Below are 16,185 nucleotides of genomic sequence, written 5' to 3' on the forward strand. Positions count from 1 at the left end.
AATGACGATCGACTCCCGCGCCCGGTTGACGCCGATTCCAAGAAAATCCCCGGAACTACCGGGCGCGGTCGGAGCGCTACGAGGTGATGCGCCGCGACAGCATCTTCAGGAAGATCTTGGAGATCTCCTGCGGGGTCATGGCGACCTGGACGTTGCCGTTGGTCACCGCGGCGATCTTCTCCAGCTCGTTCTTGTCGACGCCCTTGCCGAAGCCGATCATGTTGACCTGGATCGGCTTGTTCGGGTCCTTCAGCTGCTTCAGCTCGTTGAGGGTCGCGTTGAGCGTCGGCCCGTCCGGGTCGTCGTTCTGGCCGTCGGTGAGCAGCAGGATCGAGTTGCCGAACTCCGGCTTGTAGGTCTTGTTCATCAGCTTGTAGGCGTCGAGCATCGTCCGGTACAGGCCGGTGTCGCCGTTCGCCTTCGGCTTCATCTGGTTCAGCCACGACAGCACCAGCCCGCGCCGCGTCGTGGACCCGATGCGGTCGCCGAGCGCGCCGATCGGCACCGTCTGCTTGTACGGCGTCTTGCCGTTCATGTTCGTGGAGAACAGCCACTGGCCGAGCTCGGTGTCGTTCGACATCATCGCCAGGCCGCCCTGCGACACCTGCGCGATCGCCTGCAGCCGGTTGGTGTGCGGCGCGACCTGCTCGGCCATCGAGCCGGACACGTCGATCAGGGTGAGCATGCGCAGCCCGAGCGTCAGCTTCGACCACGCCTGCATGACCTGCGCGACGTCGCCGCTCTTCGGCGTCGGGAGCTGCCGCGGGCGCGCCGGGCTGACCCCGGCCGCCGCGGTGAAGCCCGCCGGCGCCTTGCCGTCGGACGTGCGGAAACCGAGCTCCCGCAGGTCGTTGCGGGTCGCGTCGGTCGTCATCGCCTTCTCGAGCAGCCGCGCGGCCTTCTGCTCATCGCCGTTCTGCGTCGTGACGGTGAACGGGTAGTCCATCGACAGCGTGCCCTCGGTCGGGTACAGCGCCACCGCGGGCTGGGCCGGCTTGGTCTGGTTGTAGCTCCACAGCGCCTGCTCCGACGACAGGGAGATCGGCTGCTTGCCGGTCCGGTCCTTGTTGAAGTGGGCGAACTCCTCCGTCGTGGACGGGACGAGGTTCTCCCGGACGGTCCGGACGATGCCGGTGAAGATCGAGTCCCGGTTGGGGTCGTTCGCCAGCAGCATGCTGGTGATCATCAGCGAGCCCATGCCGGCGGCGTTCTTGGTCGGGTCGGGGACCACCATCCGCACCGAGCCCGCCGGGATCATCTGGTTCTTGGTGACCGCGCCGCCCGCGACGCCGCCCGCCGCCTTCAGCAGGTTGTCCCACGACGGGCTGGCCGTGACGCCCTGCTTCTTCAGCTGGACGGCCAGCGTCTTCGGCAGGCCCACCACGATCGGGCTGCTCGCGAGCGAGGTCTTCGCGGACTCCAGGCTCTTGTCGCCGCCCTCGCCGCGGGCGAGCGCCGTCCACAGCGAGGAGTCGGGGATCCACACGTCCGGGCGCTGGTTCGCCGAGTTCGCGACGCCCTGCCCGGACAGCAGCGTCGCCACCGACGCCGGGTCGACCTTCTTCACGTCGGCCCGCACGCACTTGCCGCCGACCTTGTGCTTGGCGTCGTTGAACCGGCCCGCCGCCTTCACGATCGCCGGCTGGATGTCGGGTGCCGCCGCGACCGACAGGCTCATCGCGTCGTCGCCGGAGCAGCCGCCGCCGCTCTCGGCGAACGCGTACACGCCGACGCCGAGCAGCAGCGCGAGGCCCACGGCCCCGGCCATCGGCCCGATCAGCGCGGCCTTGCTCCGCTTCCGCTTGCGCTTGCCGTACTCGTAGCCGCCGGTCCCGCCGCCGTAGCCGCCGGAACCTCCGCCGCCGCCCGGCCCGCCGCCGTACCCGCCGGACCCGCCCGAGCCGGCGGACCCGCCGCCGAAGAACCCGGCGGGCGTCTCGTCCGAGCTGCGGATCGCGTCGTACTCGCTGTAGCCCGTCCCGGCGAGCGGGGACGAGGACCGGCCGGGCGGCGGCTCCTGCGGCGTGGGCGCCGCCATCGGCTCCTGCCGCTCGGCGCCGTACCCGCCGGACCGTCCCAGCCCGTACCCGCCGGCGTCCGACGCGCCGGTGAACCCGCCGGCGCCGTACACCGGCTCCTCGGCCGAGCGCCGCGGCGTGAACCATTCGGGCGTCTCGCCCGGCCCGGACGCCTGCGGAGACCCGGCGGGCGGGCCCGGGGGCGCGCCCGGCGGCGGCCCGGCCTGCGGCTCCTGCGTCAGGGGGCGGCTCTGCGAGTCCCTGGTGCCGAACCAGTCGGAGGACCCGTCGTTAGCGGGTCCGAACACGGGCGTGGACGGGTCGTGACCGCCCCCGTCCCCCTCAGGGAAGTCATTGCGATGACGTCCGCTCATGGCTGCCCTCGATTCACCAGAAACCCGCCGATGTTCCACGGCACTGTAGTAGTACGAACTAGAGGTTACAAAGAACTCAAAATCGATGATGACGCAGGTCATCAGCGTATGTCCCGACGATCCTGGCATGCGTCCCGCGCCGTCACGCCCCGCGTTCGGGGCGCCACGGGGCGGCGCCGCGTCCGCGATCATGGGTGGACCGGGCCCGCCGGGCGCCGGGACCGTGCGTGATCCTCCCGCAAACCGGAACCGCCGCGCGCGGCCGGAACCGGCCGCCGCACCCCCTTGCCCCGGCCCGGGCACCCCGCCCGCTCCGCCACAATCTAGGCATGGCCAGCCTCGTCACCGTCACCTCACCCGCCGACCCCCGGCTGGCCGACTACACCCGCCTCCGCGACGTCAACCTGCGCAAAAGCCTCGAAGCCGAGCATGGCCTCTTCCTCGCCGAGGGGGAGAAGGTCATCCGCCGCGCGGTCGCCGCCGGGCATCCCGTCCGCTCCCTGCTGATGGCGGACCGCTGGACCGGCCCCCTCGCGGACGTCCTTGACAGCGTCGACGCCCCCGTCTATGTGGCCGACGACGCCACCCTCGAAGGCGTCACCGGCTTCCCCGTCCACCGCGGCGCCCTCGCGTCCCTCGAACGCCTCCCGCTCCCGCCCGTCGACGCCGTGGTGAAGGACGCCCGCCGCATCCTCGTCCTGGAGGACGTCGTCGACCACACCAACGTCGGCGCGATCTTCCGGTGCGCCGCCGCCCTCGGCGTCGACGCCGCCGTCCTCGCCCCCCGCTGCGCCGACCCCCTCTACCGCCGCGCGGTGAAGGTCTCGATGGGCGCCGTGTTCGCCCTCCCGTACGCCCGCATGACCGACTGGCGCAACGGCCTCGCCGACCTGCGCGGCGCCGGCTTCCAGATCCTCGCCCTCACCCCGTCCGCCGGTGCCGTCCCGCTGGACTCCGTCCCGCCCGCCGACCGCCGTGCCCTGCTCCTCGGCTCCGAGGGCGACGGCCTCTCGTCCCGCTGGCTCGACGAGGCCGACGAGCGCGTCCGCATCCCCATGAACGAGACGGCCCTGTCCCGCGGCGTCGACTCCCTCAACGTCACGGCCGCCGCCGCAATAGCCTGCTACACCCTCCTCCGCCCCTGACCCCGCCGCACAGGAAGACGGGACCGCCCATGGGGAAAAGGACACCGCGGGATCGTCGCGCCGCCAGGCGCAGGCGCCTCGCCCGCCACCTCGAAAGCCCCCCGAGGTGGACGGCCGCGATCCTGCTGGTCCCAGGGTTCGTCCTCGCGGTGGAAGCCTGCCTCGCCCTCTATTCCTTCACCGACAACGGCGGAAGCGCCGTGGCCAGGGACACCGCCACGGCGGGACCATGCCATCGCGACATGGCGACCGGCTGGACGCAGTACGAGTGCGAACTGCGCAAGGACGGCAAGCCGTACGAGCCCGGGATGCCCATGAACAGGCCGACGCTCAAGTCCTGGAAACCCGTTCACGGATCGGTCGAATTCGAGATCCGGGAAAGCCACGGGAAGGGCGGGACACGCTACCAGATCGTCAAGGAGGGAACGGCCCGCCCGCTGATCATCGGGCTGATCCTCATGCCCTTCCTGTTCTTCGGAGTGATCGCCTTCGTCTACAAACTGCTGCGTGCCCTGCTGCGCCGCTCCGCGAACCTGATCCGCCCATCGGCCGATCTCCTCGCGACCCGGAACCCGGCCACTCGCCAACGCCCGCAGGGGCCGGACGGCCTCGACCGGTAGGCATGTCGACCCGCTGCACGGCAGGGTCGCCATTGAAGTCCGGAATTCGGTGGTAAGGGAAACATGGCTGCGGAAGGCGGCCGGGGTGTTCGGCTGGATCTTTAACGCCGAACACTTTTGATAAACCGGAGGCTGCGTGTGCGCATGCGACCGGTAGCGCACGCGCCGTTCTGATCAGCTAGCGGACAGAGATGTGACCGGAGTCGGAATCAAGGCGAGTGACGCACGCCGCGGTTTCACTTGCCGAACATGCCGCGGCGGGTTCGGCGGTGCATGCCGCGCGCGCGGCGCATGGCGGCCGACGCGGCGCCCGCGGGAGCGCGGCGCTTGCCGAGACGCAGCTGCGTGAGCAGCACCGCGATCGCCACCATCAGCGCCGCCAGCCACGCCACCTGCGTGCTCGCGACCCGCTCGAAGGTGAGGTCCTGAGCCACGGGGGCCTTGTTGCCGCGCAGCCTGCTCTCCGGCGTCACCGCCGCGGTGTTCGGTGCGATCGACGGGGTCGGCGCCGCGATCGGCGGCAACGCCACCTGCGGGTTTTTCGCCTGGAACGAGGAGTTCGGCGCCGGCGGCACGTAGCCGGTGCCGGACGTCGTCCCGCCCGTCCCGCCACTCCCGCCCGACGACCCGCTCCCGCCGCCGGACGACGACCCCTGCCGGTTCCCCGACGACGACGCCGAAGGCGTCGCGCTCGCGGACGGCGACGGCGACTTCGAAGGCGACTTCGTCGGCGTCTTGGACGGCGACTTGGTGGGCGTCTTCGACGGCGACGGGGCGGGCGCAGCGAACCTGATCTCGGCCGTCCAGGTCTTCGCCGGGATGTCGGTCGCGCTGACCTCGATGGAGAAGGTGACCGTCAGGTCGTCCTTGATGGTCGCCGGCACGGACACGGTGGACACGACCGTGTCGCGATGACCGCTGCTCAGATCGCCCACGGAGCATCCGGTGGAGGTGAAGGGCGCCGTGCACTCGCCTCCCACCGTCGCCTTCGCGGAGGAGGCCGCCACACGCACGACCTTCACTCCCGACACGTCGCCGCCCGTGGCGGTGATGTGCGTGTCGACCTGGACGCGTTCGCCGGCCTTCGCCGCGGTCGAGACCGGATCGACGCCCACGGTCAGCGTGCCGGGCGCCGGGGACGCGGGGGACGAGTCGGAGGGGGCGGGCGAAGGGGAGTCTTCGGCGGAGGCGGATGCGCCTCCGGCGGCGAGGATCGCCGCCACTCCGAGCCCTACAAAGATCGGTTTCACCGCCGGTCGGCAGTACACCGCCCCAGCACCTCCGTCGCATCGCCTTTGAGCGCCTGTGCCCGCTGTACCCGGGAGATCGTCCCAGGACTCATGCGAACACGGATCAACGGGCCAAAGCAACCCCGTGGACGCTCACATGACTTCTTCTCGGACGTCCTCTATCTCCGTGGTGGGCGCCCACGCCTGCCAAACGCCCTGGTCAATGCGTTCCAGGCCGAGCGACTCGGCCACCGGGGCGCGGCCGCCGACATATTCGACGCGCAGCCACGTCTCGTGCTCGCCGACGATGACGAACCGCTCTCCGCGCCACCGGCACGTCGTCCGGACGTACCGGAGCTCCTCGACCTCCGACGCCGGGACGATCCGCCGGAACCGGCCGGGCCGCAGCTCCTCGAACCCGTCCGTCGGCCCCGGCGTGTAGAGCCGGATCTCGCCGTCGGCGCCCGGCGCGGCCTCGAAGTCGCGGCCGAGCCAGCGCGCCACGTAGCCGTCCCTGATCACTGCGCGGCTCCCGTCCGGCCGTCGCGCCCGTCGGGACCGGTGGACGCGTCGGGCCGCAGCCACGCGAGCCGGTCGGGGTCGTACATCGCGACGAACCTTTCCGAACGATCCATGCCGAGGTAGTACATCTCGGCGCCGTACGGCAGCCGGACGCTGTCGACCTTGTACTCGCGGATGGAGCCGGCGCTGCCGGGGGCGAACCCGCCGCCGACGAACGGGGGCCGCTCGATCACCCATCCGGCGTCGCCCCACGACGCCATCTCCTCGGCGTCGCGCCCGCCGAACGGGATCCGGTACAGCTCGGGGCAGTACGCGGGCCACCGGATGACGTACACGCCTTCGTCGGCGGGGGAGAACGGCGTGTCCTCGTAGAGCAGGCCCAGCGCCTCGTACAGCTGGACGGGCGTCTGGAGCTCCCCGACGTCGCCCGTCGGGTGGACGAACCCGCCGACGCGGTCGTAGCCCTGCTCCAGGTACCAGCCGACGTGCCCGTGCGGGACGACCTTCTGCATGATGGTCGGCTGGGACACGCGGTCGTCGAGGTCCTCGGCCTGCGCCGGGGCGGCCGCGACGACGTCCTGCACGGTCATGTCCGCGGCGGGTTCGCGCGGCGCCGGGGGCGCGGGCGGGACGGTCGGGCGCGCCTGGACGAGGCCGACGCGCAGGGCCCACTCGCTCAGCGCCCGCACCTGGTCGCCGCGCAGCGACGCGCCGATCCGCGTCCCCGGGTTGAGCAGCAGCGCCCAGTCGTCGCGCGGCCACGCGCCGATCAGCTCGCGGAAGTCGGCGTAGACGAACCGGGACTCCGGCAGGACCTCCCGCAGCCGGACCAGGGACGTGAACACCCGGACGGCCGCGCCGTCGCGCAGCGCCGCGTCCCAGCGGAACTCGCGCTGCACCGGCGTCACCTCGAGCGGCGCGTCCGCCGGGATCGGGACCAGGACGTTCGCGTTCAGCAGGACGCGGAGGAACGCGTCGGAGTCGCCGCCGAGCGCCGCCTCGTAGAGCTCCTGGTCGATGCGGTTCCCGGGCTCGAACTCGGGCTCGGGGGCGCCGACGGGCCGCAGCCGCCGCTCCGCCGCCTGCTGCTCGCCGGGCGGTCCGGTCTCGGCGGGCGGTTGCGGGGCGGGGGAGTCGCCCGCCGCTCCGAGGCCGACGATCGCGTGGCCGCCGGTCACGGTGGACGCGTTGCCGTCCGGCGCCGCGTCGGCCGGTGCCGCCGGCCCGGGAGCCTGGACGCCTGCCGCGTCCTGCGCCTCGGCGGCGGGGACGTGGCCGGGCAGACGCTGCGCACCGGTCGCTCCCGGCAGGCTCGGGCCGGCCGGCTCGGCGGGCGTCCCGAGGCCGGTGGACGGGTAGCCGTGCGGGCCGGTGTCTCCGCTGTGGGACGGGGTGTAAGTGCTGGGGGCGGGCCCTGCGGTCGGTGCCTGTGGTGCGTCTTCGCCCGCGCCGGGCGGTACCGGAGGCGCCGCCGGTTCGCCGGTCACAGGACCGCCGACCTGCGGCTGCGGGCCCGTGGAAGTGAAGCCCGGCTGCTCCGCCTGCGGCGCCGGGACCGTGGCGTGCCCGCCGGAGGTAGTGGTCGGTGCCGTCGGCTCGTGCGTGCCCTGCGGGCCGACCTGGGGCTGCGGACCCGTGTGCTGCGGGGCGTCGCCCGGTGCGGCGGGTTCCGGGGCGCCGAAGGCGGGGTGTTCCGCTGGCGGTGCCGGGACGGCGGGGTGCCCGCCGGAGGTCGTGGAGGGTGCCGTCGGCTCGTGCGTTCCCTGCGCGCTGACCTGCGGTTGCGGGCCGGTGTTTTGCGGGCTGACGTCCGGCGCCGCGGCCGGGTCCGGGACGCCGAAGGCGGGCGGCTCGGACGGCGGCGTCAAGGACGCTGCCGCCGGCAGCTGTTCGGGTGCGCCGACCTGGGGTTGCGGGCCCGTGTGCTGCGGGCCGTCTCCCGGCGTGGCCGCGGGTTCCGGGCCACTGAAGGCGGGGTGTCCGCCGGACGTGGTGGACGGTGCCGTCGGCTCGTGCTCCGGTGCTCCGGATGCGCCGACCTGGGGCGCGTCGGGCACCGGGGGCGCGTCCGTCGACGGGACGGCCGGTGCGACCGGGACGGCCGGGTTCTCCGGGGGAGGGGGCGTCGCGGCGGACGGCGGGGTGGCGGCCTTCTCGGGCGCCGTGCGGGGTGGCCCGCTGAGGGCGCGGACCTGCTCGCCCGGCATCGTCGCGTCGATCGGGGTGCCGGGGTTGAGGACGAGCGTCCACTCGGGGTCGGGCCAGGCGGACACGACGTCCAGCAGGCTCGGCATCACGAAGCGGGACGAGCCGATGGCGTCGTTCATCCACTTCAGCGACGTGAACAGCTGCACGGACGTGCGGCCGTGGACGGTGACGGGCCGCCACGGGAACGCCGGGTCCTCCGGCGCGATGCCCCACGGGGTGTCGGGGTCGGCGGCGACGAGGACCTGCGCGCCGAGGAGCACCTTGAAGAAGGTGTCGGTGTCGCGGCGGCGGGCGGCGTCGAAGAGCCGCTGCTCGATGTCGTTCTGCGGCTCGAACCGGTCGGTCATCCGGGCGGCGGCGCGCTGGTCGGCCCAGGTGGCGAGGCCGGGGAGCTGCGCCGCCATGACGGTGCCGCCGGCCGGGGAGCCGGAGTTGATGGCGAGGAGCCAGCCGTGGTCGGGCCAGTAGCGCAGCGCGACGGTGAACGGCAGCTTGATGTACTCGGTGCCGGTCCCGGCGGCGTGCGCGGCCTCGATGAGGCGCTCGGGGGAGGTGAAGACGGGCACGACGGTGTTGCCGTCGACCTCGCGGGTCCGCCACGGGAAGCCGGGGCGGCCGGGGCGGAGCGTGTAGTCGGTGTCGTCCGGGACGGGCAGCAGGATCTCGGTGTCCGCCATCGTCTGCAGGAACAGGTCGTGGTCGTTGTTCGCCGCGGCGCGCAGGAGCTCGCGTTCGACGTCGTTGGCGGGCCGGAATTCGGGCCGGGACGGTTCGCGGGGCGCCTCGCGGGGCAGCTCGCGGTGCTGCCCCTGCAGCTCCTCCCACGGCGACTCGTCCGGAGCGGCCGCGGCCGCGGGCTCCGGCGCCGGTGCGGCGGCGGGCTCCGCCACGGGGGCCGCCGGTTCGGCCGCCGATGCGGCGGGTGCGGGCGGCGCCGGCTCGGCGAGTCCGGGCGCCGACACGGGCGCGGCGGGCGCAGGTCCAGACGGCGCGGGCGGTGCGGGCTCGGCGGGCGTGGGCGGTGTGGGCTCAGCGAGTCCGGGCGCAGGCGCCGATGCAGGCTCGGCCGGTGCAGGCGCCGGTGCGGGTTCGGCGGGTGCGGGATCGGCGAGCCCGGGGGCAGGCGCCGAGGCCAGCGCGGCGGGCGTGGGCGGTGTGGGCTCGGAGAGTCCGGGCGCAGGCGCCGATGCGGGCCGCGCGGGTTCGGCGGGCTCGGCAGGCGCGGGCGCCGGTGCGGGCGCTGTGGGCGCGGCGGGCGCGGGTGGTGCGGGGGCGGTGGCCGCCGGTGGGGCGGGCGCCGCGGCGGTGGCGGACGGGACGTCGGCGCGGCCGACCTGCGGCGGGCGGCCGTCGCCGTCGGCGACCTGGCGGACGAACCAGGCGGGCATCCGCGCCTCGATCGGCAGCGGGGTGCCGCCCGGGTGGCCGGGCGCGTCGACGGCCAGCCACCAGCGGGCGTCGGGCCAGGTCTCGGCGAGGTCGCCGAAGCGCAGCGTCATGAAGTGCCGCCAGGACGGGCCGAGGCAGGCGCGCATCGCGGCGGCGGAGGTGTAGGCGAGGACGTGGACGCGGCCGTCCTCCTCGTGGGTCGGCCAGGCGGGCCGCGCCCGCCCGGCGACGACGCCGTCGACGGCGTCGTCCGGGACGGGCACCACGAGCTCGCTGCCCGCGAGGATGCGGAAGTAGCCCTCCTGGTCTCCGGCCCGTACGCTCTCCTCCAGTCGGCGTTCCAGTTCCGACGTGGGTCGCCACGCGTCGGCCACCGCCGCCACCCCCTGTTTCGTCCGTGCTCGTCCCCGACCCGCCGGGTCCCGGTGGGAGGTCCGGCGGGAAGTAGCGCGACTGCCTACGCTACAGGGGCGAACAGGACCAAAGGCCATAAACGTCTGTGCTTGCGGGCGAGTCCGCAGGTCAGCGCGGTGCCAGTCGTGCCAGCGCGGTGCACAGCCGGTCGATGTGCTCCTCGGTGGTGCCGATCCCGAAGCTCGCGCGGACGGCCGCCCCCTCGCCGCCGCAGCCGGCGGCGCCGTCCCCGCCCAGCAGGTGCCGGACGAGCGGGTGCGCGCAGAACTTGCCGTCCCGCACGCCGATGCCGTGCTCCCCGGACAGCGTAAGCGCCACGTCGCGCGCGTTCCAGCCGGTCACGGTGAAAGACACGATTCCCACGCGCGGCGACCGGTCGCCCCACAGATTCAGCTCGCGGACGTGGGGGAGCGCGGCGAGTCCGGTGCGGAGCCTTGCGAGGAGGCGCTCCTCGCGGGCGGCGAGCGCGTCCCAGCCGGCGGCGGTGAGGGCCTCGCAGGCGGCGGCGAGCGCGATGACGCCGAGGACGTTCGGGGTGCCGGCCTCGTGCCGCTGCTCGGCGCCCGGCGCCCACCGGACCGTGTCGGCGACGGACGCGCTCGCGCCGCCGCCCTTGAGGTAGGGGTCGGCGGCGCGCAGCCAGTCGGCGCGTCCGGCGAGCACGCCCGCGCCGAACGGCGCGTACAGCTTGTGGCCGGAGAACGCGACGTAGTCGAGGCCGAGCGCGGTCATGTCGAGCGGGCGGTGCGGGACGAGCTGCGCGGCGTCCACCGCGATGCGGGCGCCGTGCCGGCGGGCGACCTGCGCGAGCTCGCGGATCGGCCACAGCTCGCCGGTGACGTTGGACGCGGCGGTGACGACGAGGAGCCGCGCGCCGACCGGGGTCGCGGCGAGCGCGCGGTCGGCGGCGTCGATCGCCTCGGCGGGCGTCGCGGGGACGGGGAGCCGCACGGGCCGCTTCCACGGCAGCAGCGACGCGTGGTGCTCGGACTCGAACACGACGACGCTCGTCCCGGTCGGGACGGCGTGCGCGAGCAGGTTCATCGCGTCGGTGGTGTTGCGGGTGAACACGACGGCGGCGCGGCGCCACGCGCCGAGGAACCCGCGCACGGTCTCGCGCGCGCGCTCGTACGCCTCGGTCGTGACCTGCGAGGCGTATCCGGCGCCGCGGTGCACGCTGCTGTAGTACGGCAGCGCGCGCGTGATCGCCTCGTGCACCGCCTCCAGACAGGGCGCGCTGGCCGCGTAGTCGAGGTTGGCGTAGGGGACCTGGCGGCCGTCGACCAGCGGGACGGGCGCGTCCGCGCCGATCACGCGCGGGAAGGCGCGAACTTCCGGCGCGGTGCCGGACGTCTCAGCAGGCGTGAACGAGGAGCGGGACGGGGCGGGGGCGAGCGTGGCGGGCATACCGGTTCCTTCCGGGGTCAGGGACCCCGGGGCCGTGCCTGCGGGATCCGCGCTTGCCGGAACGCGGTCCCGCGTCCGGCCAGGTCCTCACCCGGGGCACCCCATCGCGGACGAAGGGTTGCCGGCCAGCGAGCCGGGGCTTGGCGCTGGCGCTCATGACCTAGTGCGGAAGTATATGCGGAGCCTGTGGCAGATCAAGTGGGAGGGTGCGATGCGGTACGGGGTGGTTCGGGCGCTGGCCGGGGGCGTGGTGATGCTCGGCGCGTCCGGCCTGCTGGGCGCGTGCGGGGCGCTGGGAGGCAACTCCGGCCAGGTGTGCACCGACACGAAGAAGGCGTTCCAGCAGTACGTCACCCAGGTCAGGAGCGTGCCGGCGGCGGAGCCCGCGCAGTGGGGGCAGGCGACGCAGCGGCTCGCGGCCCGCATCGACGGGCTGGCGAAGAAGGCCGACGACGGGACGTTGAAGAAGGCGCTGGAGGACGAGGCGCGGCGGCTGCGCTCCGCCGCCGCGACCGTCGGCACCGGCGACGCGTCGCAGCTCAGCGCCGTGATGAACGACGCGCCGGTGCGCATCGGGAAGGCGTGCGCGCAGTAGCGCGAGGGTGAGACGCGAAGGGGCCCGGCGGCGAACCGCCGGGCCCCTTTCACATTCGGTCAGGCGCCTTCGCGTTCGGTCGGGCGCCTTCGTGCTCGGTCGGGCGCCTTCGCGTTCGGTCGCGGCTTCTCGCGGTCAGTTGAACATCTGGCCGGTGCCTCCGCCGTCGCCCGTGCCTCCGCCGTCGCCGGTGCCGCCCCCGTCGCCGTTGCCGCCGCCGTCGTTCCCGCCTCCGTCATTGCCTCCGCCGTCGCCGTTGCCGCCACCGCCGGGCAGCGTCGGGATGATGGTCGGCAGGTCCGTCGGCGGCTTCGGGTTGCGCGGCCCGTCCGTCCCGCCGGAGGGACGGTGCGACGGGCCGTCGGTGCTCGGCCCCTCGGTGCTCGGCCCGCCGCCGGGCGACGGGCTGCCCCAGCCGCTGCCGGGCGTCTCCGACGGCGACCCGAACGACTTCGGGTCGTAGCCCTTGATGTCGACGGCGTCGGTCATGTACGAGCGCCAGATCTGGGTGGGAAGCTGCCCGCCGTACGAGCCGTAGCCGGGGATGTTCAGCGCCTTGTTGTCCTCGCGGAACATCGCCACGCTCGTCGCCATCTGCGGGACGAACCCGTTGAACCAGATCGCGCGGCCCTCGTCGGTGGTGCCGGTCTTGCCGGCGACGTCGCGGCCGTCGGGCAGCTGCGCGCCGGTGCCGGTGCCGCCCTGGACGACCTGCTGCATCGCGTAGGTGGCGTCCCGCGCGACCTGGGCGCCGAACGCCCGGTCGCCCTTCTCGGCGAACTTGCGGGTCTGGCCCTCGTTGTCGGTGACCGACTTCACCACGTACGGCTGCCGGAACACGCCCTCGTCGGCGAACGTCGCGTACACCCCGGCCTGCTGCACCGGGTGCAGCGACACGATGCCGAGCGGGAACGACGCGGCGGCGCGCTGCGCCGGCGTCATCTGCGACGCCGAGATGCCGAGCTTCTCCGCCATCGCGGCGATCTTGTCGTTGCCGATGTCCTGGCCGAGGTTCACGTAGGCGGTGTTGACCGAGTGCTCGGTCGCGGTGACGAGGTTGATGTTCCCGAAGCTCTCGCCGCTGTCGTTCTTGATCGAGTGCCCGCCGAAGTACTGCGGGGAGCTGCCGTCGTAGGTGTCGGACAGGCTCTTGCCGTCCTCCAGCGCGGCGGCCAGCGCGATCGGCTTGAAGCCCGACCCCGCCTGCGCGGTGTCGTAGAACGCGCTGCTCGCGGCCTCCGTCAGGTAGTTGCGGCCGCCGTAGAAGGCCAGCACCTGCCCGGTGTTCGGGTCGACGGACACGAGCCCGGTCCGGATCTTCTTGCTCATCCCGGCCGGGACGTTGTTCTCCACGGCCTGCTTCGCCGCGTCCATCAGCCGCTTGTCGCACGTCGTGGTGATCTTCAGGCCGCTGCGGTTGATCTCGTCCTCGGTGTAGCCGCGCCGCTCCTCCAGCTCCTTCTTGGCCAGGTTGACCATGTAGCCCTTCTGGCCCTTGAGGACGTCGGTGATCTTCTCCTTGCCGGGCATGGGGAACCGCATCGACGCGGCGTCGGCGGGCGACAGCGCCCCGTCCCGGACCATGTTGTTCACCACCGCGTGCCAGCGCTGCTCGGCGTACACGCGGTGCTGGCCGGTCGGGTCGGCGAAGTTGCTCGGCTGCTGGATCGCGGCGGCCAGGTACGCCGACTCGGCGGGCGTGAGGTCCTTGACGTCCTTGTTGTAGTAGGCGTGCGCGGCGGCCTGCACGCCGTAGGCGTCGCGGCCGAAGTAGATCGTGTTGAGGTACTGCTCGAGGATCCAGTCCTTGGACTTCTCCCGGCCCACCTTCAGGGAGACCATGATCTCCTTGAGCTTGCGGGTGACCGAGCGCTCCTTGCCGATGCCGCCGTAGTAGTTGCGGACCATCTGCTGGGTGATCGTGGAGCCGCCCTGCAGCTGCTCGCCGGTCGCGGTGGACCAGAACGCCCGCGCGGTGCCCTGCACGGACACGCCCGGGTCCTGGTAGAAGCTGCGGTTCTCGGCGGCGATGACCGCGTCGCGGGTGCTCTTCGGGATCTGGTCGAACTTCACCGCGTCCCGGTTCATGCCCGTCTTGGCGATCAGGGTCTTGCCGTCGGAGTAGTAGAACGCGGGCCCCTGCGCGAGCGCCTGCTGCTGCGGCGAGGGGACCGGCGTGAAGATGTAGGCGATCGCGAACGCCGCGACGAAGAACCCGAGGATGCCGAGCAGCGTGAACAGGATGCGCCGCAGGTAGCGGACGCGGCGGCTGCGCTGCTTCTTCGGCCCCTTGCCGCCCCGGCCGCCCGGACCGCCGCCCGGACCGCCGGAACCGCCGCCGGGGCCGCGCCCCGGCGGGCCTCCTTGCCTCGACGACGCAGCCGGCATGGTCTTGGTATCTCCGGCCGGGGAGCCGCTCACACCAGCGCCCGCGGAGCCGTCCGGATCGTCCCCGCCGGGCCGGGGGTTATCGGGGGACGTGCCCTTTTCGGTGGCCGGGGACCGCACTCCCGCCGCGGGGGATTGCGCGGTCGCGGCGGCGGGTGCGGCCGCTGCGGGGCCGTCGGCGGGGTCCTTGTCGCCGTTCTGAGATATGTCGGTGTTCAAGGACGATTTCGGGTCCGGAGTGGTTTCTCCGGAGTCGACGGTGAGCGTGGCGGCACGGCGGGCGGAGGGCCGCGCCGCGCGCCCGGCCGCCCCGTCCCGTTCCTGGTCACGGGCCGGGTCGCCGGCCTGGGCGGTGGTGTCCGCCGACTCCGGACGCGGCGCGTCGCCGTCCGATCCGCCGGCCGGAGCGGCTTTTGCTCCGCCTTGCAGAAGATCGTCCGTAGTGCCCGGTGCGCCGTCTTCCTGACCTTTTTCCCTGCTGCTCACAAGCCCCCCGTGATTATTGCGTTACCGACGATACCTGAGGGGATCCATGCGATGGGCCGCCCAATGCACATCCTTGGCTTCCCGTTAAGAGGACGACCAAAGCGCCCTCCGGGTTGTCGTGACGGATCTCGCACGCCCTCCGGGAACCCGCGTCCCCCGGTAACGCGAGCGGCGGGAACCCCCACCCGGGGGCGCCCGCCGCTCGTCTCCGCCTGCGCGCCGTCACGCGGCGCGGGCGCTCACTTCTGCACCTTGGCGAGGATGTCCACCACGAACACCAGGGTGTCGGTGCCCTTGATCCCGGCCTGCGCGTTGCCCTTCTTGCCGTAGCCCTCGTCCGGCGGAAGGATCAGCAGCACCCGGCTGCCGACCTTCGCGCCGGTCAGGCCCTTGTCGAAGCCGGGCACGGTCGCGCCGGTGCCGATCGGGAACAGCGCCGGCTGGCCGTTCTTCCAGCTGGAGTCGAAGACCTTGCCGCCCTTCCAGATCTGGCCCTGGTAGTTGACGACCGCGTCGTCGCCCTTGGCGAGCGCCGGGCCGGTGCCCTGGACGAGCGTCTTGACCTGCAGCTTGGACGGCGCGTCCGCCTTCGGGAGCGTCACCTTCGGCGCCTTGCCGGCACCCTGGTCCTCGACCTTCGGCAGGTTCTTGTCGTCGAGCTTCTGCGGCGCGCCCTGCGGGCCGGCGTTCTTCTTCACGACCGCCTGGACGTCCACGACGAACACCACGGAGTCGTTCTTGCCGAGGCCGAGCTGCGAGCCCTGGTCGCCGAAGCCCATCGACGGCGGGACCTCCACGAGCACCCGGCTGCCGGCCGTCTTGCCGACCAGGCCCTTGTCGAGGCCCTTGACGCCGCTCTTGCCGACGGTGAGCGCCTGCGGCCCGCCCGACCCCTGCGCCTGCTGCTCGTAGGACGAGCCGATCTTCTTGCTGGTGCTCTTCTTCTTGGAGTCGTCGGCGTCGGTCTGCTTCGCCCACTGGTAGAAGGAGTACTGCACGAACATCGTGTCGCCGTCGGCGATCGCGGGGCCGGTGCCCTTGATCAGCGTCCGGCTCTTCAGCGTCTTGTTCGGCGCGAGCTTCGTCGGGATCTTCACCTTCGACTCGGACCCGAACTTGCCGGACACCTCGATCTTCGGCCCGGGCCGCGTCACGTAGTAGGTGACGCCGCCGGCGATGGCGAGCACGGCCACCACGATGCCGGCGATCGTCGCGATCCGCCGCTTGCGGGCCTGGGCCGCGGTCAGCGCGGACGGCCGGTTCAGCCCGCTGCCGCGCCCGGCGCTGATCCCGTGCGGGGTGAACTCCGGGCTGCGGATGTTCTTGGCGTTAGGGATCTTCGCCTTGACCGCCGGCTTGTCATCCTCGGCCATGGTTCCTCACTCGCTCC

Annotated in this window: 10 protein-coding genes and 1 riboswitch; of the genes, 3 read left to right on the forward strand and 7 right to left on the reverse strand. The window is 73.1% G+C overall.

What is annotated here, in order from left to right:
* Positions 1 to 76: 76 nt before the first annotated feature.
* Complete coding sequence (locus AB0C78_RS39855; RefSeq protein ID WP_360758580.1) at positions 77 to 2,326, reverse strand: substrate-binding domain-containing protein; 2,250 nt, start codon at positions 2,324 to 2,326, stop codon at positions 77 to 79.
* Between the two features lie 395 nt (positions 2,327 to 2,721).
* Between AB0C78_RS39855 and AB0C78_RS39860 the strand changes: the two genes are divergently transcribed.
* Together AB0C78_RS39860 and AB0C78_RS39865 are read left to right on the forward strand one after the other, a co-directional pair.
* Positions 2,722 to 3,537, forward strand: a complete 816-nt coding sequence (locus tag AB0C78_RS39860; RefSeq protein ID WP_360758582.1) for an RNA methyltransferase — start codon at positions 2,722 to 2,724, stop codon at positions 3,535 to 3,537.
* A gap of 149 nt (positions 3,538 to 3,686) precedes the next feature.
* Positions 3,687 to 4,157, forward strand: coding sequence for a hypothetical protein (locus AB0C78_RS39865; RefSeq protein ID WP_360758584.1), 471 nt, complete (start codon positions 3,687 to 3,689; stop codon positions 4,155 to 4,157).
* Between the two features lie 236 nt (positions 4,158 to 4,393).
* On the opposite strand, the gene AB0C78_RS39870 is transcribed toward AB0C78_RS39865, so the two are convergent.
* The 4 genes from AB0C78_RS39870 to AB0C78_RS39885 form a co-directional block, all read right to left on the reverse strand.
* Positions 4,394 to 5,425, reverse strand: coding sequence for a hypothetical protein (locus AB0C78_RS39870; protein ID WP_360758586.1), 1,032 nt, complete (start codon positions 5,423 to 5,425; stop codon positions 4,394 to 4,396).
* Between the two features lie 114 nt (positions 5,426 to 5,539).
* Positions 5,540 to 5,908, reverse strand: a complete 369-nt coding sequence (locus AB0C78_RS39875) for a hypothetical protein (protein ID WP_151545849.1) — start codon at positions 5,906 to 5,908, stop codon at positions 5,540 to 5,542.
* Complete coding sequence (locus tag AB0C78_RS39880) at positions 5,905 to 9,879, reverse strand: SseB family protein (protein ID WP_360758588.1); 3,975 nt, start codon at positions 9,877 to 9,879, stop codon at positions 5,905 to 5,907. Before AB0C78_RS39880 ends, AB0C78_RS39875 begins: the two co-directional genes overlap by 4 nt.
* 148 nt (positions 9,880 to 10,027) lie before the next feature.
* Complete coding sequence (locus tag AB0C78_RS39885) at positions 10,028 to 11,326, reverse strand: aminotransferase class V-fold PLP-dependent enzyme (RefSeq protein ID WP_360758590.1); 1,299 nt, start codon at positions 11,324 to 11,326, stop codon at positions 10,028 to 10,030.
* Positions 11,327 to 11,370: 44 nt separating this feature from the next.
* A riboswitch (SAM riboswitch) is annotated at positions 11,371 to 11,487 on the reverse strand.
* A gap of 50 nt (positions 11,488 to 11,537) precedes the next feature.
* Between AB0C78_RS39885 and AB0C78_RS39890 the strand changes: the two genes are divergently transcribed.
* Complete coding sequence (locus AB0C78_RS39890) at positions 11,538 to 11,921, forward strand: hypothetical protein (protein WP_360758592.1); 384 nt, start codon at positions 11,538 to 11,540, stop codon at positions 11,919 to 11,921.
* Between the two features lie 135 nt (positions 11,922 to 12,056).
* Here the strand turns inward: AB0C78_RS39890 and AB0C78_RS39895 are convergent, their stop codons facing one another.
* Both AB0C78_RS39895 and AB0C78_RS39900 read right to left on the reverse strand, forming a co-directional pair.
* Positions 12,057 to 14,309 (reverse strand): transglycosylase domain-containing protein, encoded by a 2,253-nt coding sequence (locus AB0C78_RS39895; RefSeq protein ID WP_360758594.1) that lies wholly within the window; start codon positions 14,307 to 14,309, stop codon positions 12,057 to 12,059.
* Positions 14,310 to 15,034: 725 nt separating this feature from the next.
* Positions 15,035 to 16,168 (reverse strand): FKBP-type peptidyl-prolyl cis-trans isomerase, encoded by a 1,134-nt coding sequence (locus tag AB0C78_RS39900; protein ID WP_360758596.1) that lies wholly within the window; start codon positions 16,166 to 16,168, stop codon positions 15,035 to 15,037.
* Between the last annotated feature and the right edge of the window lie 17 nt (positions 16,169 to 16,185).

Origin of the sequence: Actinomadura sp. NPDC048394 (assembly GCF_040651755.1) — a bacterium.
Lineage (GTDB): Bacteria > Actinomycetota > Actinomycetes > Streptosporangiales > Streptosporangiaceae > Spirillospora > Spirillospora montaniterrae.